This is a genomic window from Corynebacterium dentalis (assembly GCF_900232865.1).
GTDB classification, from domain to species: domain Bacteria; phylum Actinomycetota; class Actinomycetes; order Mycobacteriales; family Mycobacteriaceae; genus Corynebacterium; species Corynebacterium dentalis.
This window is the reverse complement of the sequence record NZ_OCTS01000004.1, coordinates 185,668-206,040: the sequence shown is the minus strand read 5'-3', so window position 1 is coordinate 206,040 and position 20,373 is coordinate 185,668. Positions and strand designations below refer to the sequence as shown.

The window sequence follows — 20,373 nt, the reverse complement described above, 5'->3', positions numbered from 1 at the left end:
GAGAAGGGTATTGTAAGGACTTTTCGCGGTAGTAGGGCACGGCTATAAAAAGTAGATGGGAATGAAAAGTTCTCCTTTTCACGGTGTACCTTGCCACCCTGTGGTTCGTCGTGGGTTTGTTGTTGCGCTTGTTCTCCCGGGCTCTGGTTGAGGATATTGCGGTGGGGTTCTATCTGGCTGGTTTGCCGAACTGCCCCGCGCTATTAATGGCGTAGCACTTGCTGGATTATTCAGAGTTCATCACCACTAATTTCCTGGTCTGGGTGGTGGCAGATCCAGACCCTGTATCAGTCCAACCTGAAGTGCAACCCGGATTGGCAGCCACGGTTCTTGGCCGTGGATAGCGCCTTCCACACGGCCCGCATGCTCATCGCCTTCGCTTCAGGCGAGGGCTTCCTTCCTCGCTATCAGCCTCCTATGCAGCCACACGGAGATCCCGCGGAGATCCACACGCTCGAAGAGAAGCTGCTGGCCAGCAAGAAGTGGGCTTCCAAGCTGTTGCAGCAGCAGCGCTGGCGTCGAGAAAAATCGGCCGAACTGTGCGAATACGGTGAGGCGGGCTACCCGGCCAGCGTGCCCCGGACCCACTCTTTGGCGCAGTTGGGGAACCTCAAGGACGGCGAGCAGGCCATCTCGGTGACCGGCCGCGTGCATCGCCCCCGCGACCACGGCGGGGTGCAGTTCGCGGACATCGAGGAAGGCGGCGTGCGGTTCCAGATTGTGGTGGAACGCAGCGCGGGCGAAGCAGCCTGCACGTTCCGTTGGTTCGTGAGCAAGGGCGATGTGATTTCCGTTACGGGGCGCCTGGGTGCCTCGCGGACTGGCACACCCTCGGTGTTGTTGGAGGCCTGGCGGATGGTGTCCAAATCCCTCGTTGATTTTCCGACGCAAACTCTCAGCGATCCGCACGCCCGAGCCAAACTGCGGCATAGTGCTGGGGAGGGCAACCCAGGCCGGGCGAAATGATCCACATAGCGATCCAATGCAGCGCGGATTGGAGGAATGGTCTCTTTTTATTTCTCCCCACGCGTGCCCATGCTGAGCAGGAATAACGCGTCTTGGGGTAGCGGATCTGAACTCATCTGGGATTGTCCGAATATGGCAGGCTAGTATCGTCGGAGTCTAGGTTCTGTGATGGAAGTGACGACAGTGAAGAGATCTCAGCGGTTAGTGGAGAAGGTGGATTTGGGTGTTCGATAATCCTCGAGTGCGCGGCTTGTACGCCTCGTTGTCGGACGGTTGGATCTACGTTAACGCGCAATCGCGCCCGCAAATCCCAGAGCGCGTCTCCTCCGCTGTCTCCCGCAGTTTCCGCACCGCACCTCTGCTTGAGCAGGCGGAATCGGTGCGAGGCTCACATTCCCGAGCTCAGCGCGTGGGCCGCAGGATCGGCGAGAACTTCGTGGATTCCGCGCGCATCGCCGTGGCTGATCTGGTGGGATCCCGCCCAGAATGTGTGATCCTCGGCGCCTCGCGTGCATCCCTTATCCGGCAGTTGTCCATGACGATGGGCCGCAAGCTGAGCTTGGGGCAGGAGATCGTTCTATCTCGCTTGGATGCGCCCGCCAACATCGAGCCGTGGCAGCAGGCCGCGGAACTATATGGCGCGCGCGTGCGATGGGCGGAGCCTGATCTGGCTACAGGTGTGCTGCCTAGTTGGCAGTTCGCGGATCTGGTGTCTGCGGATACTGCCGTGGTTGCCGTTGCTGCGGCCAATGAGTTTGTGGGATCTGTGACCGACGTCAGGGCGATCGCAGATACAGTGCATGCCAAGTCCCGAGGGCTGTTCGTGGTCGACGTGGACGCAGCGGCTCCCTACCGGGTGCTGGATATCCACGCGATGGGCGCGGACGTGATGGCCGTGGACCTCGTGGGCTTGGGAGGACCTGCCGTGGGTGCACTGGTGTTCCGCGACGAGTCCCTGCTCAGTTCCGTGCTTCCCGCCTCGAGCTTGAGGCAGCACGCGCAGACTCGCGCCTATGGCGAGTCTGCGTCTGTGCAGCCCTCTGTCGCACGAGCTCGTGCCGTGCTGGAATTGGGAGGCCTGCCGGAGGGACTGCTCGGCGGAGTACCCGCAACTATTGATCACCTTGCCAGCTTGGACGATGATGCACGAGGCACGAGGCGGCGTCGACTAGAAAAATCGGTGCCCCAAGCCACCGAATACATGAACAGTTTGGCAAAACATCTGGTCGAGGGCCTGCAGGACTTGGGGGCGGTGCACGTCATTGGCGTGGACGGTGACTTCAGCGAGACCCCGGCCAGCTTTGATGCCATCCCGCGGATCCCTCGCGTGAGCTTCATGGTGGACGAGGTCTCCGCCTCCACCGTGCGGGATCGGCTGTTGGGCAATGGGCTGGTGCCCTCCGTGGTGGAGCATGGCCAGTCCATGCTCTTGGAGCGGATGGGTGTGTTTGAAGAGCCCGCTAGCGGGGCTCATGCCCGCCGAGCTCAGCGAGGCAGCGACCGCGCCGCCAGCGCAACGCCGCAGCACGCCGGCCCTGGTGCCGTGGTGATTGGGCTGAGCCCGCACAACACCATCGGGGACATGGAGCAGATCATCCGCGTGGTGGCATCCCTGCGCTAGTTGCTGTGGCGAGCGGGGTTACTGCTCTTCGGGTTCGATGCCCACCAGTTCGCTGACCTCTGGCTTTGGGGGAGCCGGGATGCTCACCGTCTGAGCTGGGGTGATGGCGCGTGTGGGCTCAATCTTCTCCAGCGTCTGAACCTGACCAGTCTCTAGGCTGCGCTGTGCGGCTTCGCACACGCGAATATCCATGAGGCCTTCGGTGCCGTCTGGCTCGGGCTGCACACCGTCGCGGATGCACTGTAGGAAGTAGCGGGTCTCGCCGGCGAACTGATCCTTGGCGCTGTACTCCTTGTCCTCTGGGCCTTCACCGAGATCCACCGTGTAGCTCAGCGGTGCACCATCGCCCCATTGGAATGCGGCGGCGGACTGCACGTAACCGTCCGTGCCGGAGAGCGTGAAGCCCTGCTGGGAGCAGGTGGCGTAGGACGAAGTGAATTGCGCGAGGCGACCGCTGGCAAAGCCTAAGGTAACGGCCACCGTGGGAGTGACCTCCAGTTCCGAATCGCGATGGTCCACACCGATGGCGTGGACCGTGGTGGGTTCTTCGCCGTAGATATTGCGAATGAAGTTGAGCGGGTACACGCCCAGATCTGGGACGGGGCCTGCCCAGAAGCCTTCCTTGCCGCGGTGGTTGTCTGGGTTGATCATGTGCCCGAAGGACGCGGTGAAGGAGCGAAGTTCGCCAAGCTTGCCGGAGTTGGCTAGCTCCACGAGATCCGTCATGAACGGGTCGCTGTGCATGCGGTAGGCAAGCATGAGGGGAGTGCCAGTGCGCTCTGCGGTATCGATCATCGTACGGCAGTCCTCGATGGACGGTGCCATGGGCTTTTCGCACAGTACGGGAAGCCCGGCTTCAAGAGCGGGAACGGTGTAATCCAAGTGCTGGTGTACTGGGGTAGCTACGTAGACTGCGTCGATATCGCCGGAATTCAGCAGCTCAGCGTACTGATCGTAGGAGTATCCGGGCACGCCGTAGGCATCGCCCTTGGAAGGATCTGAGCTGACAATGGCTGCGAGCTCAGCTTCGGGCAGTTGCTTGAGGCCGGGGATGAACGCTTGTTGGGCGATCTGCCCAGTGCCGACAACTGCGAAACGAGTGGTGGGATTTTCAGCGTTGGTGGTCATGCTTTCGACGATACAGATTTCCCCGAACTCGTTTCCTGCGGCTGCAGAATTATCTGTTGCTAAGCACTGGGAATCTCCAGCACAACCTTGCCGGTGATTTCCCCATCGAGCAGGGCTTTGTGCGCCGCCGGGACGTCCTTGACGGGCATCACGCGGTCGATGTGGTGCGTGATCCGCCCATCGGCGAGCATGGGCCACACGTTGTTCACCGTGTCCTCCACGATCCGCGCCTTATCTTCTTTATCCCGGTAGCGCAGGCCAGTGCCGCTGATGTTTCCGCGCTTGCTCAGCAGCTTGCCGATGTTGAGTTCGCCCTTCACACCACCCTGCATGCCGATGATGACGATGTGTCCGTCCTTGGCCAGCGCGCTGACGTTGCCGTCCAGGTATTTAGCGCCGATGATGTCCAAGATCACGTCCGCGCCGCCGTACTCCTTGAGCACCTCGGCGAAGTCCTCTTCCTTGTAGTTGATGAGAATGTCCGCGCCGTATTTTTTACAGGTCTCCAGCTTTTCTGCAGATCCCGCGGTGACTGCCACCGTGGCGCCGAGCTCCTTGGCCAGCTGAATGCCGAAGATGCCGATGCCGCCCGCGCCACCGTGAAACAGCACAGTGTCGCCCTCTTTAACATGCGCGGTGAGCATAATGTTTGACCACACCGTGCAGGCCACCTCAATGACGCTGGCCGTTTGCTGCAGGTTAAAGCCCTCCGGCAGGGGAAGGAGCTGGCCTTGCGGAACGGCCGCGTACTGCGCGTAGCCACCTCCGGAAAGTAGGACGCCCACGTGGTCGCCGTTTTTCCATGGTGTTCCGTCTGGTCGGGTGGTGCCGTTTGCTTCCTTAACGACGCCACTTCCCTCTAACCCGATGATCTCCGTAACCCCCGCCGGAGGCGGGTAGTGACCGGCGGCCTGGAGGGTATCCGCGCGGTTTAATCCGGCGAATTTCATCTCCACTAGTGCTTCGCCGTCTTTCAGTTCCGGTATCGGTGCTTGCTGCCACGACAGCGCTGAGGGATCTTCCGCGTCTGTCTGGATGATGGCGTGCATGGTGTGTTCGGTGGTGTGCTCCATGCTCCCCACACTAACTAACGACGAGACAAGCCCGTGGGGTATTGTGTGATGGCACCGTTTCGAGCGGTCCCAAGGAAGTATGGCAGAGCGGCCGAATGCACTTGTCTTGAAAACAAGCGATGGGAGACCATCCGGGGGTTCAAATCCCTCTACTTCCGCCAAATACATTTCCCCAGTTCAGCAATGAGCTGGGGTTTTGTTAAGTCTGGGGCGCCTTGATGGACAATTGATTAACTGTTTTGCACAATTATCCCCCGGAACTGCCATCCGATTTGAGTTTCCTCAGGTCGTGAGTTGCCCGGTGGCACTTCCGGGCGGGGTATTTGTGCATGCCTGAGTGGTTGAAGGCAACTTTGCTACTTAGCTAGCGCGAAGAATGCGGGTAATGACATTGAACTTTCGCGAAACCCCTGCAGCATCGGTGAGTTCTAGCGGTGACCCCACGGTGCAATTATCTAGCCTCGTCCACGTAATGGCAGATACGTACACTTCGCGCCTGTCTTGCTCCCACATACGCAGTGTTTGCCCGATGAGCACGGTCGTGGCATCTGCTAGCTGCACCAAATAGGTTTCCCCGGGCCATCTGTCACGAGTTGTACCATCCAGGGAATTCTGTGCAGCATCGATGTAACTGGTCTCTGACTCCATCACCCGAATCTGCCGGATCACCCCGAGCCGATGCGTGATCCCGTCCAGATCCTTGGCCTGAAGCGGCAGCCCAGCTTGGCAGTTCACCAGTTCAGAGACCTGCCACACACCGGGCTGAGGTTCCTCTCCTAGGTTGCTGGAACCTCCGCGCCCGCGCGCTTTCCCCGATGTTCTCGGGGTGCGGACCACAATCCATGCCTCATCCCCCACAAAGTTCAGACTCACGCGACGAACCGGCCCCTCTGTCTCGATGAGGACACAGGCGGGCTGGTCAGAAGTGGCGTCGGGAAAAGAAAGAGAAAGCGGGAAATCATGCCGCACGGCACGCAGCGCCTCCACCACCTCAACGTCAGAGGAATTCAGCGCCACCCCACGCGCCTCCAACTGTGCCCACACATGCGCCAACGTCACGTCCGGTTGAGCCTCCCAGGTGCGGGCGAGCTCACTCAAAACGTCAGGGATGCGCTGCGGATCACGCATCGGCATCATCCTCGTGGGCAATGGTGATGCGGTTGAAGCTGTTGATGGCGATGGTCAGCCACTCCATCGTGGTCAGCTGTGCGGAGGAAAAGTACTGCGATGCCTCACGCCGAGCCTCCGCGATCAAACCCTCGGCGGGCACGGTGAACGCAAAGGTGAAGAACAAAGCGGCTTGCTCGGAGGCAGAGAAAACTTCGTGGCGCATCGCAGCGCGCGGCTCCATATACTGCAGAATCTGCATCTTCTGCTCATCCACACCCAGCCGACGCGCCTCGCGAGAGTGTGTGGCCCAGCAGTCTTCGCATCCATTTATACTGCTAGACAACAGATTCATCAGCTCCGCGGTGGACTTATCCAGACTGGAATCGCGGATGCCGGCGCGCACCGTTTTCAGCATGTTCACCAGCGCCTTGTATTGCGTGGTGGTCCGGTAGGCAGGCACAGCGGAATCGGAACTCAACGAACTAGCTCCCGTTGTCCAGTTCGTCCAGCGCCTCCGGAAGCACTTTCATCAGCTGGTCCATCTCATCTTCCGTGGTGATGGTGATGCGCACGCCCTCGCCGGGAAAACAGCGCGGAATAATCCCGCGCTTCTTCATCGCCGTGTCCAGATCCACCGCCTTTTCCCCCAGTGGCAGCCATACGAAATTCGCCTCGCTGGGCAGCGCGCGCTCGCCCAGCGCCTGGCTGACTCGTTCCCGTTGTTGGACGGTCGCCTCCACCCTTTCCGTCAGTTCCTCTTGTGCCTTGAGCGACGCCAAACCCGCCGCCTGTGCCACTGCATTCACGCCAAACGGAATACCGACCTTGTTGACCGTGCCGATGAATTCTTCTGCACCGATGATGTATCCCAGACGCAGCCCTGCCAGGCCATATGCCTTGGAGAACGTGCGGCAGATGGCGAGATTTTCGTACTCGTCCAGCAAGAAAGCGCCAGGGCTGGTGCCCGTGCGGTCGTACTCGGTGTAGGCCTCATCCAGCACCACCTGGACCTCTCCGGGAACCTTGCTCATGAAGTCACGGAACTCGTCCACCGTCACGGTGGTTCCCGTGGGGTTGTTCGGGTTACAGACGAAAATCAGGCGGGTGCGCTCGGTGATGGCCTCAGCCATGGCCTCCAAATCATGCTTACCCTCGGCATCCAGTGGCACCTGAACCGGCACCGCCGCGGCGATCTTCGCCAAGATGGGGTAGGCCTCGAAGCTGCGCCATGCGAAAAGAACTTCATCGCCGGCGGCGCAGGTGGCTTGGATGGACTGCAGGCATAGCGCTGAAGAGCCATTGCCCACTGAGACGTTGTTCCACGTCAGCGGGATTTGTACGTTGTCGCGCTGCTGAACAAACGTGGCCAGCTCGCCACGGATATCCACCGCAGCCATGTCCGGATAGCGGTTGAGGGATTCGGTGGTCTCCGAAATGAATTCAGCGACCGAAGGCAGGGGAGCCAGGGAAGACTCATTGGAAGCCAACTTGAGCGCACCCGGCACAGTGGTGCCCGGAACATAGGCGGGGAGTGACGTGAGATCTGGGCGAATCATGCCCTAACCATAACCGCAGATTTCCGCACTGGGGTGTTTTGGTGGCGCACGCGGGCGTTGTGTACTCTGAGTAACGGTCAAACGGAGATTTCGCATGAAAACTTCTGACCTGGAGGCGTGCCAGAGCGGCCGAATGGGGCTCCCTGCTAAGGAGTTGTCCCGCAAGGGACCGCAGGTTCAAATCCTGTCGCCTCCGCAACTTCGACAGAGCATAACCGTGTGAGCTGCCCAAAAGCTGCCCAGTAACTTGTGGTGAGGTCTGGGATTAACAGCAGCGAGCAGTGTTGTGGGGCGTGTGGTGCGCCTGTGGTGGTTCGCTGGGATTGTGCCCGCGGATGTGCTCTGTCGGAGTTGTTTTTATTTGCGGCCAAAGTCTTTTGACATTTGCTTTGCGCAGGTGAGAGCCTGTGCGAGCCGGAATTTTGTAGAAGCACGGCGGTGTGTGTAAAGTAATTCCTCGTTGCACAGCACGTCACGTGAACACGTGATATGCGCCAACGGCTGCGCCCGTAGCTCAACGGATAGAGCATCTGACTACGGATCAGAAGGTTGGGGGTTCGAATCCCTCCGGGCGCACAATCGCCCCAGGTAGAACATAGTTTCTTCCTGGGGTTCTTTCGTTTTTTGGGCGAAGTGTCTAAGAAGCAGCTTCAGTGCTAACAGAACAACTGATTTAGAAGAATCGCTAGCAAGAGATGTATAAGCGATCCAGCACACACCAGTTCCGAAACGCTCAACGTCGATGTCGCCTGATCGGTTGGGGCAAGGGCGGCAAAAACACCCTCGCCAATGGCGATGTAACCGGCGGACATTAGCAGACCTACCTTTCCCTGGATGATTTCCGTGCGGTTCAGGATCAGCTCATAGGACAGTCCGAGGCCGAAGGGGTGCGCCAGACAACCCATCGAGTGGCCGTGCCAGCCACCATCTTCATCACTCCTGCGCTGTCCTCCGTGGGCATCACGGAAACCCAAGCGCGCGAGGAAGGCCGCGATATCAAGGTGGCGGTCCAGGAAGTGGCCAAGATCAAGGCCATGCCTCGCCCCAAGGCCGTGAATGATCCACGTGGTCTGATCAAGTTTGTGGTGGATGCCTCCACCGACGAGATCTTGGGCGCGCGGTTGTTCCACGTTGATTCGCAGGAAGTCATCAATTTGGTTGCTCTCGCGATGCGCGCGGGGTTCACTGCCACGCAGCTCAAGAATGGTATTTGGACGCATCCTTCGTCCACGGAGGCTCTCAATGAGACTCTGGGCCAGCTGAAGTAGTGTGGCTCACCGCCAGCTGATAATATACCCCCCTAGGTATTCCAATCTACTGGAAACAGGGTGAGGATTCGCATGATTATTGCGGTTGCTGGCGGTTTGATCATCGGCATGCTCGTGGGCGCTCTCGGGGGAGGGGGTGCCATTTTGGGCGTGCCTTTGCTGGTCTATGGCGCGGGTCAGGACTCGCAGCAGGCAACGATATCTTCGCTGGTCATCGTGGTTTCCGCCGCACTTGCGGGCTTGGTGATGCAGCATAGAAACGGTGCTGTGAATTACCGGACGGGCCTCATCTTCGGCGTGCTCGGATCAGTGGGCGCGCTGGCGGGAACGCTTCTGAACGGCAAGATCAGCGAGCCGTTGCTGCTGACCTGTTTTTCCGTTCTTCTTGTTGTGGTTGCGGTACTCACCTTCCTCAAGGCGCGAAATTCTTCGTCCGACGCCAACCCCGAGACCGCCGATGGGGATGAAGCGGGCCATGAGCTGAAGAATCGTCTACCAATGCTGGTCGTGACTGCTACCGGGGTGGGATTTTTGACCGGATTGTTTGGGGTGGGCGGCGGCTTTGTGATTGTCCCGGCGCTGACCATTGTCTTGGGTGTGTCGATGCGCGTGGCGGTGGGAACATCACTGGTGGTTATCGCCATCAACAGCGTGGTCACGATGGTGTTCCGCTACCAAGAGCTGTCCACTATTGAGTGGGGAGCCCTATGGCCGATTGTGGTGCTGACGGTCTTGGGCGCGCTGGGTGGCGCCTTCATTAATAAGCGCATTAGCCAATCTGCCCTGCAGCTTGGATTTGCGGTACTTCTGTGCGGAGTGGCCGTCTTTATTGCTGTGCAAAACGTGCCGGAATTGCCGGTATTTAGCTAGTTCATCGCGTGGCTAAGCCAAGCTGAGGAACATCTTCTCCAGCTTCTTCTGGTCAATCTCTGGCTCTTCGGCGGTGGTGCACTGCTTGAGGCCGGTGGCGATGATGGAGAATCCGGCGCGGTCCAGCGCCTTGGATACGGCGGCCAGCTGAACCACTACATCTTCGCACTCGGCGCCTTCTTCCATCATGCGGGTCACAGCGTTGAGCTGGCCTTGAGCTCGCTTGAGACGGTTAATGATGGGCTTGATTTCTTGGCCTTCGAGCTGCATGGGCGTCCTTCCGAAGATTGGGCTGGTGGCGCTTCGTCAATAGTTGAGCGCCTTTATAGACTAATGACTATACCCCCCGCCGTATCTTGAACGTCAAAGCCAGATGATCTAGGCTGGTTTTATACCCTAGGGGGTATATGAGAAGAGGAAAACGAGGAAAGGAACGTTCAGTGCTATTCGAAAGAATCTACGAAGACGGTTTGTCCCAGGCGAGCTTTCTCATCGGTTGTCAGCAAAAGGGTGAGGCCATCGTTATCGACCCGCGGCGCGATGTTCAGGAGTACCTGGAGGTAGCGGAGAACAACGACATGAAGATCGTTGCTGTGGCGGAAACCCACATTCACGCGGATTACCTCTCGGGTACCCGCGAGCTAGCGGACGCCACCGGCGCCACCATCTACGTCTCCGGTGAAGGCGGGGAGGACTGGCAGTACGAGTTCGAGGGCGAGCGGCTCATGCACGATTCCGAAATCACCCTCGGAAACATCACCATTACCGCCAAGCACACGCCGGGCCACACGCCTGAGCACCTGTCCTTCCTGATTACTGATGGCGCCGCCGCGTCCGTCCCCGGCTACATGCTCACGGGAGACTTTGTCTTCGTCGGCGATCTGGGGCGACCGGACTTGCTGGATGAAGCCGCTGGTGGTGAGGACACCCGCTTCGAAGGAGCCAAGCAGCTCTTCGAAAGCCTGAAAACTCAGTTCCTGACTCTGCCGGACTACATCCAGGTCTTCCCTGCGCACGGTGCAGGTAGCCCATGCGGCAAGGCGCTCGGTTCCGTTCCTAGCACTACTGTCGGCTACGAGCGACAGTCTGCGTGGTGGTCCAAGTACCTGGAGGCCGATGATCAGCAGGGCTTCATTGATGAGCTGCTGGAAGGCCAGCCAGATGCTGATGCTTATTTCGGACGGATGAAGAAGCAGAACAAGCAGGGTCCAGCCATCATCGGCACGCGCGCTGCTGTCCAGGAGCTTTCCGTCAGCGAGGCAGCGGAGAAGCTGGAAAGCGATTCCGCCATCTTCGTCGATACCCGCGATCAACAGCAGGTTCACGAGGAAACCGTGCAAGGCGCTTTGAACATCCCGATGGGCGAGAAGGCTTCCACGTTCTCTGCGTGGGCCATCGATCCGGAGACCGAACAGCGCGATCTCATCGTTCTGGCTGAGGATGAGGAATCCGCAGCGGAATTCCGCGACGCCCTGATCCGCGTGGGCATTGACACGGTGCGTTTCTTCACCGAGTCCATCGATGGCCTGCCTACGTTTACCCCAGAGCTCATCCAGCCGGAGGATCTCCAGGACGCTTCCTACGACATGCTGCTGGATGTCCGAGGAAAGTCCGAGTACGCCGATGGTTCCATCCCCGGTGCTGAGCACATCTCCGGCGGTGTGGCCCTATGGCACCAGGACGAGCTGCCAGACAACGGCACCATCGTCACCTTCTGCCAGTCCGGTGCGCGCAATACTGTCGTCTCGAACGCCCTGCGCCGCGCTGGCTTCCACATCGTGGAGCTGGAAGGCAGCTACGCGGCTTGGCAAAACCAAGCCAATTAGCTCGCCGTTCGTCCCCTAAACCCCCCAAAAAAGCAACAAGAAAGAAGTCACAACAATGTGTCGAGCAGTAACGTGCAAGCAATGCGGTAAAACCACCTGGGCAGGCTGCGGCCAGCACGTGGATCAAGTCATGAAAGACGTTCCAGCAGCACAGCAGTGCCCAGGACACGAGAAGTCGGCCAAGTCCGGCGGATTCTTGAGCAACCTCTTCTCTTAAGTCCCCTAGAAGATGCTGATCTGTGCTCCCATGGATTCCGCAGATTCCAGCTGCTCAACCCAGCCGGGCGCGCCAGGGCGCACGCGGATGATGGGCCGGTTGGTCTGATCTCCCTTGTTGCGCCCCGCCCGGGCCTCGAAGCGTCCGCGCGCTGCATGCCCCTCGGCGGCCAGTTCGCGGAGGTCGCGAGAATCGTCGGCCAGCGCCTCGCGAGCGCTGTGCAGGATCTCCAAGGTCTCGTCCAGTGCGGTGAGCAGCGAGGAACGATTGTTCTCGCACATCGCCCGCACCAACTCCGGGGCGGTTCCGGCCACGCGCGTGCCATCGCGGAAGCTGCTGGCCGCCAAGGTCAGTGCCAGTGGCCCACCAGCGTCACCGGCCACCGCCAAAGCCTCGGCCAAAACGTGTGGAAGGTGGGAAATGCGCGCGACGGAACCATCGTGGCGTCGAGAAATAGAAGGCACCACATCGGCACCGACCAGCTGCGCCATGCACACCACGCGCACCCACGTATCGACCCATCGCGATCCGGAGCTGTCCGCATCACCGAGACTCACGGCGTTGTCGTACGTCACCACCCACACAGCACCCTGGAACAATCCCTTCAAGGTCACGGACCAACCCGAGTCCGCGGTACCGGCCATCGGGTGCCCACCCACGAAGCGATCCGTGAGCCCGTACTGATCTACCAGCGCGTGCACCTCCGCCTTCACGCTGGTCACGTCCGTAAAACCAACAGACGGCGCGTGCTCCTTCAGCGCCTCCAGCATGGTGGGTAGGGCTGGCACGGGAACGCACAAGACCACCAGGGCATCGCTGGCTTCAGCTCGCTCCAGCGTGGCCTGTAGATCCTCCGAGACATTAAAACCGTCCCTTTGGGCCGCGTGCACCGTCTCCTCGCTGCGGTTCCATCCAAAAACATCCCGCCCAGCTGCGGCGAGATCCCGCATGAGCGAGCCGCCGATCAGCCCCAAACCGAGGATGCAGATCGGCCGAGAGTCAGCGTCAAGATTCCAGTTCACGCTACCCAGTTTGGCACAAGGACGGCTAGCCTAGTGCCATGAGCATTATCGAGAATTGGGAGCAGCCCACCTTCGCCGCTGCCGCGCACAACGGCCCGGATGGTTGGCGTGTGCGTCTGTTGCCGGAAAGTGCTTTGCTGAGCTTGGACGATTTGCTCTCTGACCTGCGCGCAACCCGCGAGGAAGGCGCGATTGTGGGGTTGGTGTGCGCGGAGGATGACTGGGTTGCGGTAGTGCGGCCCGTTCCTTCCGGAATGCGAGTTCTTCTTTCCGACGCCACCGCGGCTCTCTCCTACGATTTGGCCAATGACCTACTGGATGAGCTGGACGTGGACGTCCCTGACGAGGGCGAGGCGGACTCTGATGAGCCGTGGCCCGAAGGGGATTTCGATCTGCTGGATGATCTGGGGGCATCGGAGCAGGTCTTGTCTGTGATCTTCGATGATGACGATCTGTACGGTGCCGCGCAGATCTTCCGTGTTGCTGATGAGCTGGGTTGTGCGGAGGAATTGGCGGATGCCACCAAGCTGGACCTCGATGACTTCTTGCTGGCCGATGGGGACTACTGATCCTTCCCGCGAGAGGGGTGTGATTGGGGACGGCCTGCCGCGGACTGTCTCTGAGGTGCGCGCGGAGCAGCTGATGCGTCGCGCCTTGGAGGTGGCAGAGCAGACTCCCGCCGGCGATATCCCCGTGGGCGCCGTGGTGTTCGGCCCGGATGGACGCGAGCTGGGCGCGGGTACTAATCGACGCGAAGTGGATGCTGACCCCACCGGGCATGCGGAAATCGCAGCGATTCGCGCTGCGGTGCAGACTTTGGGGGATGCGTGGCGGCTAGGGGATTGCACGTTGGTGGTCACGCTGGAGCCGTGTGCCATGTGCGCCGGTGCGGCAGTGGGAGCGCGCATCGGGACGATTATTTACGGCGCATCGGAACCGCGAACCGGGGCGTGTGGGAGCGTGTGGGATGTGCCCCGGGAAGCACCGCTGCACAAAGCGGAAGTTGTGGGCGGTGTGCTAGCTGCGGAGTGTGAGGCCCTGTTGCGTGATTTCTTCGGTGAGCTGCGCGCGCACTGAGTCTTTGGGCATGAAGCTCGAGCCTTCTGCAGCAGATTTCTTGTTCACGTATCGTCGGTCGTGCGCGATTCCTTAGCGGGGATCGCTTGAGAAAACCGACAAAAGCGAAACGAATTAACGGTTCACGTGTGAGCCGTGAAGGAGATAATCATGGGACTCGGAGATCTGGGCGACAAGGCAAAGAACCTCGCTAACGACAACCGCGACAAGATCGAGGAGCAGTCTGACAAGGTCATCGACAACAAGCTGGACGGCGACAAGTCCGATAAGGCTCGCGATGCCCGCGACAAGGGACTGGATTCTCTCGGCGAGTAAATCGCTTCTGAATCTGGCCCGGCTTTCGGCCGGGCCATTTTTGTTGCCCTAAAACTCTGCTGCTAGGCTGAGCTGGTCTTTGTTCCACCTCCATAACGGTGGTGTGAGAGTAAAGACGCTGGTGGCGTGTCCGAGCGGCCGAAGGTGTTCGCCTCGAAAGCGAATGTTGGGTAACCCCCAACCGAGGGTTCAAATCCCTCCGCCACCGCCATACTTTTCCTGGGGGATTTTGCGCACGTGCGCTGCGGTGTTGTGCTGCGCGCGTGCTGCAGGGGCTAGGTACTGTCTTGTCCGGAGACTAGGGTGGATGAAGTTTCCGCTTCCGGCTACATCCAAGGACTTATTTCGTGGCGAAGTTTCTCTTCCGTCTTGCACGGTGGTGCTATACCCATAGCAAGCGTGTGATTGCCGTGTGGCTTCTGCTCTTGGTGGGCGTGGGTGCCGCTGCGCTGACGTTCCAAAAGGGTTTTAACGACATCTTCGAGATCTCGGACATGCCGTCTACCAAGGCTACCGAGCTACTGATGGAGAAGTTCCCCGGCACAGAAAACCCTGCGGCTGCCGCGGGCGTAAACGTGGTCTTTGAAGCTCCCGAGGGGCAGCGCCTGGACCAACCGGAGTACATGCAGGCGATGGATCAGACCGTGGAGTCCATTCGCGATAACGTCCCCGATCTTGGCGACGACCTGCAGCTGAACAATCCTGTGACCATGAACGAGCAGCTGCGCGATCAACTCACAAAGCAGCTGACCGATCAGGGCCTTCCTGCAGAAACCGCGGAAGCTGATGCGGAGATCCTGCGCACGTTCTCTGAGGACGGTCGCTACGGCATTGCCAGCTTTGAGTATGACGTGTATTTGCCCGCAGACGTGAGCGACGAAGATCGTCAAGCGGTCAATGATGCCATCCAAATCTCTCGCGATGCCGGCCTGGAGGTAGAGGTCGGCGGTGCGGGCTTTGGAGACCCGATCGCCGTGGAGCCCATTTCCGAGGTCGTGGGCTTGGTCGTGGCGTTGATCATTTTGTTCATCATGTTCCGCTCCCTGCTTACCTCCAGCTTCCCGCTGATCACCGCAGTGGTGGGCGTGGGCTTGGGCGCCCTGATGACGGTCGGCGCTACCGCGTTCATGCCGCTGAACTCCATGACCCCGACCCTGGGAATCATGTTGGGCCTGGCCGTGGGCATCGATTACGCACTGTTCATCATGGCGCGATTCCGCGATGAGCTCCGGGAAGGGCGCGACCGCCTAGACGCCATCGGTCTGGCTGTGGGCACGGCGGGCTCCGCGGTGGTATTCGCAGGCCTGACTGTCATCATCGCGCTGGTGGGTATGCGCCTGGCCAACATCCCGTTCCTCTCCTACATGGGTTACGCGGCGGCAGCCACGGTCCTGATTTCCGTGTTGGTTGCCCTGACGTTCTTGCCTGCGATCCTCGGGTTGGCAGGCAAGCGCGTCTTCAAAGCCGAGGCCAACTCTGCCCCCGCACACTCAGATTCCGAGTCTGAGCCCGTTCAACCCCAGCGCGATTCGTGGGGGACCAAGTGGGTGAAACTGGTCCAGCGCGCACCGGGCATCTCTTTCGCCATCGTGGTGGCTATCCTCGTGTCTTTGACTTTGCCAGTAATGGATCTGCAATTGTCCCTGCCTTCGGATAAAACATCGGTGGTGGACTCCACCCAGAGGAAGTCTGCGGAGATGACCGAGGAGGGCTTCGGGCCTGGTCGCAACGCGCCGATTCTCGTGGTGGTGAACGCGGATGACGTGCAGCCGGATTCGCCTGCGTTGGAGACGCTGGTGTCTGCCCAGGGTGAGGGTGACCGGACTCAGGCGGCGCAGAGGGCATCGTTCCTCTACACCGTGGAGCGCATGGGGGCGAACGTGGATGTGCGCCATGCTCAGCTGGTGGGGCAGTCCGAGGATGGCAGCGCTGCGCAGATTTTGGTGACACCGGAGTGGGGTCCAACTGATGAGCGCACCGTGCAGTTGATTCACGCTTTGCGTGCGCAGCAGGCGGAGATCGAGTCCGAGACGGGCGTAGAGATGGGCATCACCGGCCTGACTCCGATCCAGCAGGATGTGACTGATTCGCTGTCCAAGGCCATGCCGGTTTACTTGGCCCTGGTGGTGGGCTTGGCGCTGGTGCTGTTGATGATGGTGTTCCGCAGTTTGGCGGTGCCGCTGATTGCCGCCTCGGGCTTCTTGCTGTCCGTGGGCGCCGCATTCGGCGTGACAGTTCTGGTGTGGCAGGAAGGCCTGTGGGGGCTGTGGGATTCGCCTGGACCGCTGATCAGCTTCATGCCGATCTTCCTGATCGGCGTGACGTTCGGCTTGGCGATGGACTACCAGGTGTTCATTGTCTCGCGCATGCGTGAGCGGTTCGTGCAGCAGCGCAATCGTCTGCGAAATGGCGGCGAGTGGAACAGCAAGGACTCGTTGGTCGAGGACTCCGTGATCGGCGGTTTCGGCCTGGGTGCCCGCGTGGTGACCGTGGCCGCGCTGATCATGATTGGCGTGTTTGCCAGCTTCGTGTTCCAGCCGTTGCCGTTCATCCAGATCTTCGGTTTTGCGTTGGGTGCGGGCGTTTTGTTCGACGCCTTCTTCATCCGCATGACCGTAGTACCCGCTTTGATGATCCTCATGGGACGCTTCACTTGGTACATGCCAAAGTGGCTGGACAAACTGCTGCCTACCGTGGATGTGGAGGGTGCCGCGCTGGAGAAGGCCTTCGAGTCTGGGGAGTTGGGCTCAAAGAAGCCCTAGCTCAGCCGCTGTTCCCACTCCGGCCCGTAGTAGCGGGACATGAATTCCTTGCGATACTCCACGAAGCGTCCTTCGTTGATCGAAGCGCGGACGTTGTCCACCAGCTGGATCATGAAGTGCAGATTGTGCAGCGTGCATAGCGTGCCCGCCAAGAATTCCTTGGCCTTGAGCAGGTGGTGGATGTAGGCGCGCGTGTAGTTTTCGCTGGTGTAGCCACCAACTTCGGCGTCGATTGGCGTGAAGTCCCGCTTGAACTTCGCGCCCATCAAGTTCATCCGGCCGTCTAGCGTGTACACACCACCGCGTCGGCCCAGACGAGTCGGCGCCACACAGTCGAAAGTATCCGCACCGGAGGCCACGGCCACGAAGATGTCATCGGGCTCGGAAATGCCCAGCATGTGACGTGGCTTGTTATCCGGAAGCTCTTCGGACACCCAACTGGTGATGGTGCCCAGGTTGTGCTTCTCCAGCGCGCCACCAATGCCGAAGCCACCGAACCCGCGCTCACCGCGCGCCTCCGCAGCGTCAGAGAGCTCCACCAAACCGCGGGCAGCTTGGCGTCGAAGATCCTCGTACTGCGCGCCCTGCACCACGCCCCACAAAGACTGCAACGGGCGATGCGAACGGGCCTGCGTCTGCCGCTCATGCTCCTGCAAACAACGCTCGGCCCAGCGGTACGTGCGTTCCACGGATTGCTCCTGGTAGGAGCGGGTGTTTGCCAGGGTGGTGAGCTCGTCGAAGGCGAACATGATGTCCGCGCCCAGCTGGTGCTGGATCTGCATGCTGATCTCCGGGGTGAAGCGATGCTTGGAGCCATCGATCACGCTGCGGAAATCCACGCCTTCTTCATCCACCACGGCCATGCGCTTTTTCTGCTGCGCGATGATGTCCGACTTTTCCTTGCCGCTCATGTCCATCGCCAGGACCTTCTTGAAGCCCTGGCCCAGGCTCATCACCTGGAACCCGCCGGAATCCGTGTAGGTGGGGCCGTGCCAGTTCTCGAACGTGGCCACGCCACCGGCTTCATCCACGATGTCCGGGCCCGGCTGCAAGTACAGGTGGTACGCATTCGAGAGAACTGCTTGCGCGCCGGTGGTGTGGAGTTGCTCCGGGGTCAGGGTCTTGACCGTGGCCTTGGTGCCCACGGGGATGAACGCGGGAGTCTGGATATCGCCGTGCGGGGTGTGGATCACGCCCGTGCGCCCCTGCGGCTCGCGATCCATCGGCCCATCTAGGGTGTCCGCGAGGCGAGTGTGCAGGTTGAAGGAGATGTCCTGGCGCTGGTTATCCATGGGAGTAGACCTTACCGCGCGTGCGGACAAGTCCGATAAGCAGGAAGATCCCCCAGACAAGAAAGAGGGGATCCCAGAGAAACGCGTAACCAATAAGGCTGCTGTCTGTGGCGGAGGGATTGCGCTCAATGACGCCTAGCAAAATTAAGTGGGCTCGTGTGGAATTCCACCCTCCCCATACAATGATTCCCACGGCACCAATCCTACTAACGATGCGAATGATGCCGCGAAGCCAGCCACCACGAATCTCCACGAACAGCGGGAGGATTGCAGCGAGTAACTTTGCGGCTGCTACGAACCATAAGATCCACGCTGTTTCTTTGATGGATGCAACAAGTTTTGGATCAACAGTGTCCAAGAGCCAACTGCCACCGGCGGCCCAATACGCACTGATGGAGGCATGAATAATCCCAGCTAAGGCAGCAAGAATAAACCACAAGAGGTGACGGCTTTCTCTGCCTGATTCCATACTCTTAATCTAGATCTACACTGGTGGGGATGACCACACAAGGATTCGGCCGGTACGCGCCCAGCCCCTCCGGTGACCTGCATTTGGGCAACCTACGCACGGCAGTGCTCGCGTGGCTGTTCGCGCAGCATTCCGGACGCGGGTTCCGGATGCGCATTGATGACATCGACGCCCAACGTTCCTCTCCCGAAACCGCCACCCGCCAGCTCGAGGATTTGGCCGCGTTTGGCATCACGTGGGAGGAGCCCGTTGCCAGCCAGCAGCAGACCTTGTCTTTTTACGCCGAGGCTCTCGCTGACCTGCAACAACGCGGCCTTGTCTACGAGTGCTACTGCTCCCGCAAGGACATCCAAGATGCCTCCCGTGCTCCGCATGCCATCCCCGGCCGCTATCCGGGCACGTGCCGCGATCTTTCCCCTGCTCAGCGTGCGGAAAAGCAGGCTGAATTGGTTGCGCAGGATCGCGTCCCAGCCCTTCGTCTTCGGCCCGACGCCAACTCGCACACCGTCCGCGAATCTTTCTCCCTGGAAGCTGAAGGCGGTCTTTACACCGGCGAGGTGGATGATTTCGTGCTGCGGCGTGGAGGCAACGCGAACCAGGTGACCGACTCGGACTTCGCCTACAACCTGGCAGTGGTGGTGGATGACCACCTGGCGGGAGTGGATCAAGTGGTGCGCGGAGATGATCTGCTCAGCTCAGCTCCTCGACAGGCCTACCTCGCGGATCTGCTGGGCTACGCACCCGTGGAATACGTGCACGTCCCGCTGGTGCTGGGCCCAGACGGCAAGCGCCTGGCCAAGCGCGATGGCGCGGCGACGCTGCGAGAAATCGGAGCAGACCGCGCGCTGGAATGGGTCAAAGATTCTCTGGGGTTAAGAGATATCGCGGACTTCGACCCTTCTCGCGTCACTCAACAGCCAGTGACCTGGAGCCCCTAAACCCCTCGCTTGTTGTACTTCACTGCCTCGCCGATGCCCTTGGCCTTCTCCGCGGCCTTCTGCGCGATCTTGGTGTTTTTCGCGCCCAGCAAACGCGCTTGGCGCAGGCGCTCCTTGAAGAACGTGGCTCGCGGGCCCTTGTTCCACGTTTCTTCAAACAAGCGCTTCGCGTACGCCACGGAATCCGGCGAACGTGTGGCAATCAGACGTGCGAACTCCTCCGCCGCAGCCAACGGATTGTCGCTGATCTCGCTGGCCAGGCCCAGTTCCACGGCGCGCGTGCCGTTGAACTGCTCGCCCGTCATGGTCAGGCGCTTGGCCACGTCGATGGGCAGCACTTCGGACAAGGACTGGATTCCAGACATATCCGGAATCAGACCCCACTTGGCCTCCAGAACGGACCACTGGGAATCCGCCGTGGTGAAGCGGTAATCGGCGGCCATGGCGATCTGCACTCCGCCACCGAAGCAATAACCTTCCACAACAGCGATGACGGGCACAGGTAAGCGTCGGAAACACCACGGCCCTTCCTGAAACAGGTTCGTGCCCCACCACGGACGCGGCGCGAACGCCTTGGCGATGTCCAAGGGGTTCTTCATCACCGTGCCAAAGTCCAGGCCAGCACAGAAATTGTGCTCCGCACCCTGTACGATCACCGCGCGGATGCTGCGATCAGCGGCGATCTCCTTGGAGTAGCGCGTCAGATCGCGCAGCATCTCCAGGGTGAGGCCGTTGAGCTTCTCCGGCCGGTCCAGAGTGATGTAGGCGATGTTCTCAAGCTCGCCGGTGCCTCGAGTAAATGTCACGTTGCTGCTGCTCATGCCACCAATCCTAGAGCACCGGGAGGGGTGACCCGCGACTAA

21 protein-coding genes and 4 tRNA genes are annotated in these 20,373 nt (G+C 60.2%); 15 read left to right on the top strand and 10 right to left on the bottom strand.

Annotated features, from left to right (window positions below):
• Window positions 1–336: 336 nt before the first annotated feature.
• Together CS919_RS05465 and CS919_RS05460 are read left to right on the top strand one after the other, a co-directional pair.
• Window positions 337–966: an OB-fold nucleic acid binding domain-containing protein gene (locus CS919_RS05465; protein ID WP_099298482.1), complete on the top strand. Its 630-nt coding sequence runs from the start codon at window positions 337–339 to the stop codon at window positions 964–966.
• A 223-nt stretch (window positions 967–1,189) separates the two neighbouring features.
• On the top strand, window positions 1,190–2,587 hold the full coding sequence (locus CS919_RS05460; protein WP_099298481.1) for an aminotransferase class V-fold PLP-dependent enzyme: 1,398 nt from the start codon (window positions 1,190–1,192) through the stop codon (window positions 2,585–2,587).
• Window positions 2,588–2,605: 18 nt separating this feature from the next.
• Here CS919_RS05460 and CS919_RS05455 read toward each other — a convergent pair whose 3' ends face one another.
• Together CS919_RS05455 and CS919_RS05450 are read right to left on the bottom strand one after the other, a co-directional pair.
• Entirely contained in the window at window positions 2,606–3,715 is a 1,110-nt protein-coding gene (locus CS919_RS05455; protein WP_099298480.1) for a Gfo/Idh/MocA family protein, read from the bottom strand.
• A gap of 59 nt (window positions 3,716–3,774) precedes the next feature.
• On the bottom strand, window positions 3,775–4,764 hold the full coding sequence (locus CS919_RS05450) for an NAD(P)H-quinone oxidoreductase (protein ID WP_099298579.1): 990 nt from the start codon (window positions 4,762–4,764) through the stop codon (window positions 3,775–3,777).
• Window positions 4,765–4,861: 97 nt separating this feature from the next.
• Here CS919_RS05450 and CS919_RS05445 point away from each other — a divergent pair.
• Window positions 4,862–4,949, top strand: a tRNA-Ser gene (locus tag CS919_RS05445).
• 199 nt (window positions 4,950–5,148) lie between these two features.
• Here CS919_RS05445 and CS919_RS05440 read toward each other — a convergent pair.
• From CS919_RS05440 to CS919_RS05430, 3 genes are read right to left on the bottom strand one after another with little or no spacing between them, the layout of a single operon-like run.
• Window positions 5,149–5,916: a hypothetical protein gene (locus CS919_RS05440; protein WP_099298479.1), complete on the bottom strand. Its 768-nt coding sequence runs from the start codon at window positions 5,914–5,916 to the stop codon at window positions 5,149–5,151.
• On the bottom strand, window positions 5,909–6,376 hold the full coding sequence (locus CS919_RS05435; protein WP_099298478.1) for a carboxymuconolactone decarboxylase family protein: 468 nt from the start codon (window positions 6,374–6,376) through the stop codon (window positions 5,909–5,911). Before CS919_RS05435 ends, CS919_RS05440 begins: the two co-directional genes overlap by 8 nt.
• A gap of 4 nt (window positions 6,377–6,380) precedes the next feature.
• The gene (locus CS919_RS05430; protein WP_099298477.1) at window positions 6,381–7,454 is read right to left on the bottom strand and encodes a pyridoxal phosphate-dependent aminotransferase; all 1,074 of its coding nucleotides are present in this window, start codon (window positions 7,452–7,454) and stop codon (window positions 6,381–6,383) included.
• A gap of 111 nt (window positions 7,455–7,565) precedes the next feature.
• Between CS919_RS05430 and CS919_RS05425 the strand changes: the two genes are divergently transcribed.
• The 4 genes from CS919_RS05425 to CS919_RS05410 all read left to right on the top strand — a co-directional run bounded on the left by CS919_RS05425 (window position 7,566) and on the right by CS919_RS05410 (window position 9,592).
• Window positions 7,566–7,650, top strand: a tRNA-Ser gene (locus CS919_RS05425).
• Between the two features lie 307 nt (window positions 7,651–7,957).
• Window positions 7,958–8,030: transfer RNA gene (locus CS919_RS05420), tRNA-Arg, on the top strand.
• Window positions 8,031–8,341: 311 nt separating this feature from the next.
• Window positions 8,342–8,722 carry an oxidoreductase dimerization domain-containing protein gene (locus CS919_RS05415; protein WP_200818344.1) on the top strand — a complete coding sequence of 127 codons (381 nt, stop codon included), beginning with the start codon at window positions 8,342–8,344 and terminating at the stop codon, window positions 8,720–8,722.
• A 72-nt stretch (window positions 8,723–8,794) separates the two neighbouring features.
• Complete coding sequence (locus CS919_RS05410) at window positions 8,795–9,592, top strand: sulfite exporter TauE/SafE family protein (RefSeq protein ID WP_099298476.1); 798 nt, start codon at window positions 8,795–8,797, stop codon at window positions 9,590–9,592.
• A gap of 12 nt (window positions 9,593–9,604) precedes the next feature.
• On the opposite strand, the gene CS919_RS05405 is transcribed toward CS919_RS05410, so the two are convergent.
• The gene (locus CS919_RS05405; RefSeq protein WP_099298475.1) at window positions 9,605–9,862 is read right to left on the bottom strand and encodes a metal-sensitive transcriptional regulator; all 258 of its coding nucleotides are present in this window, start codon (window positions 9,860–9,862) and stop codon (window positions 9,605–9,607) included.
• A gap of 170 nt (window positions 9,863–10,032) precedes the next feature.
• Here CS919_RS05405 and CS919_RS05400 point away from each other — a divergent pair, with 170 nt between their 5' ends.
• Window positions 10,033–11,418: an MBL fold metallo-hydrolase gene (locus CS919_RS05400; protein WP_099298474.1), complete on the top strand. Its 1,386-nt coding sequence runs from the start codon at window positions 10,033–10,035 to the stop codon at window positions 11,416–11,418.
• Window positions 11,419–11,473: 55 nt separating this feature from the next.
• Window positions 11,474–11,635, top strand: coding sequence for a DUF8730 family Cys-rich protein (locus tag CS919_RS11075; protein WP_099298473.1), 162 nt, complete (start codon window positions 11,474–11,476; stop codon window positions 11,633–11,635).
• A gap of 5 nt (window positions 11,636–11,640) precedes the next feature.
• Here the strand turns inward: CS919_RS11075 and CS919_RS05390 are convergent, their stop codons facing one another.
• Complete coding sequence (locus tag CS919_RS05390; RefSeq protein WP_234990832.1) at window positions 11,641–12,657, bottom strand: prephenate dehydrogenase; 1,017 nt, start codon at window positions 12,655–12,657, stop codon at window positions 11,641–11,643.
• Between the two features lie 38 nt (window positions 12,658–12,695).
• Here CS919_RS05390 and CS919_RS05385 point away from each other — a divergent pair, with 38 nt between their 5' ends.
• From CS919_RS05385 to CS919_RS05370, 5 genes are all read left to right on the top strand, one after another.
• Window positions 12,696–13,226, top strand: a complete 531-nt coding sequence (locus tag CS919_RS05385) for a tRNA adenosine deaminase-associated protein (protein WP_099298471.1) — start codon at window positions 12,696–12,698, stop codon at window positions 13,224–13,226.
• Window positions 13,195–13,734 (top strand): nucleoside deaminase, encoded by a 540-nt coding sequence (locus CS919_RS05380; protein ID WP_228073344.1) that lies wholly within the window; start codon window positions 13,195–13,197, stop codon window positions 13,732–13,734. Before CS919_RS05385 ends, CS919_RS05380 begins: the two co-directional genes overlap by 32 nt.
• Before the next feature lie 150 nt (window positions 13,735–13,884).
• Entirely contained in the window at window positions 13,885–14,049 is a 165-nt protein-coding gene (locus CS919_RS10715) for a hypothetical protein (protein WP_159460955.1), read from the top strand.
• Window positions 14,050–14,169: 120 nt separating this feature from the next.
• Window positions 14,170–14,260, top strand: a tRNA-Ser gene (locus CS919_RS05375).
• Between the two features lie 136 nt (window positions 14,261–14,396).
• On the top strand, window positions 14,397–16,811 hold the full coding sequence (locus tag CS919_RS05370) for an MMPL family transporter (RefSeq protein WP_099298469.1): 2,415 nt from the start codon (window positions 14,397–14,399) through the stop codon (window positions 16,809–16,811).
• Here CS919_RS05370 and tgt read toward each other — a convergent pair.
• A complete protein-coding gene (gene tgt / locus CS919_RS05365; protein WP_099298468.1) occupies window positions 16,808–18,103 on the bottom strand; it encodes a tRNA guanosine(34) transglycosylase Tgt in 1,296 nt (431 codons plus the stop codon). The genes CS919_RS05370 and tgt overlap by 4 nt on opposite strands.
• The gene (locus tag CS919_RS05360; RefSeq protein WP_099298467.1) at window positions 18,096–18,572 is read right to left on the bottom strand and encodes a DUF3995 domain-containing protein; all 477 of its coding nucleotides are present in this window, start codon (window positions 18,570–18,572) and stop codon (window positions 18,096–18,098) included. The genes tgt and CS919_RS05360 overlap by 8 nt, the downstream gene beginning before the upstream one ends.
• Window positions 18,573–18,601: 29 nt before the next feature.
• Here CS919_RS05360 and gluQRS point away from each other — a divergent pair, with 29 nt between their 5' ends.
• Window positions 18,602–19,510 carry a tRNA glutamyl-Q(34) synthetase GluQRS gene (gene gluQRS, locus CS919_RS05355; protein ID WP_099298466.1) on the top strand — a complete coding sequence of 303 codons (909 nt, stop codon included), beginning with the start codon at window positions 18,602–18,604 and terminating at the stop codon, window positions 19,508–19,510.
• Here the strand turns inward: gluQRS and CS919_RS05350 are convergent.
• Window positions 19,507–20,331 (bottom strand): crotonase/enoyl-CoA hydratase family protein, encoded by an 825-nt coding sequence (locus CS919_RS05350; RefSeq protein ID WP_099298465.1) that lies wholly within the window; start codon window positions 20,329–20,331, stop codon window positions 19,507–19,509. The genes gluQRS and CS919_RS05350 overlap by 4 nt on opposite strands.
• Window positions 20,332–20,373: the final 42 nt, after the last annotated feature.

Coding starts and splice junctions, on each gene's coding strand:
- CS919_RS05430 (WP_099298477.1), bottom strand. CDS start 7,454: ATGATTCGCCCAGATCTCACGTCACTCCCCGCCTATGTTCCGGGCACC.
- CS919_RS05410 (WP_099298476.1), top strand. CDS start 8,795: ATGATTATTGCGGTTGCTGGCGGTTTGATCATCGGCATGCTCGTGGGC.
- CS919_RS05450 (WP_099298579.1), bottom strand. CDS start 4,764: ATGCACGCCATCATCCAGACAGACGCGGAAGATCCCTCAGCGCTGTCG.
- CS919_RS11075 (WP_099298473.1), top strand. CDS start 11,474: ATGTGTCGAGCAGTAACGTGCAAGCAATGCGGTAAAACCACCTGGGCA.
- CS919_RS10715 (WP_159460955.1), top strand. CDS start 13,885: ATGGGACTCGGAGATCTGGGCGACAAGGCAAAGAACCTCGCTAACGAC.
- CS919_RS05405 (WP_099298475.1), bottom strand. CDS start 9,862: ATGCAGCTCGAAGGCCAAGAAATCAAGCCCATCATTAACCGTCTCAAG.
- tgt (WP_099298468.1), bottom strand. CDS start 18,103: ATGGATAACCAGCGCCAGGACATCTCCTTCAACCTGCACACTCGCCTC.
- CS919_RS05455 (WP_099298480.1), bottom strand. CDS start 3,715: ATGACCACCAACGCTGAAAATCCCACCACTCGTTTCGCAGTTGTCGGC.
- CS919_RS05380 (WP_228073344.1), top strand. CDS start 13,195: ATGACTTCTTGCTGGCCGATGGGGACTACTGATCCTTCCCGCGAGAGG.
- CS919_RS05350 (WP_099298465.1), bottom strand. CDS start 20,331: ATGAGCAGCAGCAACGTGACATTTACTCGAGGCACCGGCGAGCTTGAG.
- CS919_RS05385 (WP_099298471.1), top strand. CDS start 12,696: ATGAGCATTATCGAGAATTGGGAGCAGCCCACCTTCGCCGCTGCCGCG.
- CS919_RS05440 (WP_099298479.1), bottom strand. CDS start 5,916: ATGCGTGATCCGCAGCGCATCCCTGACGTTTTGAGTGAGCTCGCCCGC.
- gluQRS (WP_099298466.1), top strand. CDS start 18,602: ATGACCACACAAGGATTCGGCCGGTACGCGCCCAGCCCCTCCGGTGAC.
- CS919_RS05360 (WP_099298467.1), bottom strand. CDS start 18,572: ATGGAATCAGGCAGAGAAAGCCGTCACCTCTTGTGGTTTATTCTTGCT.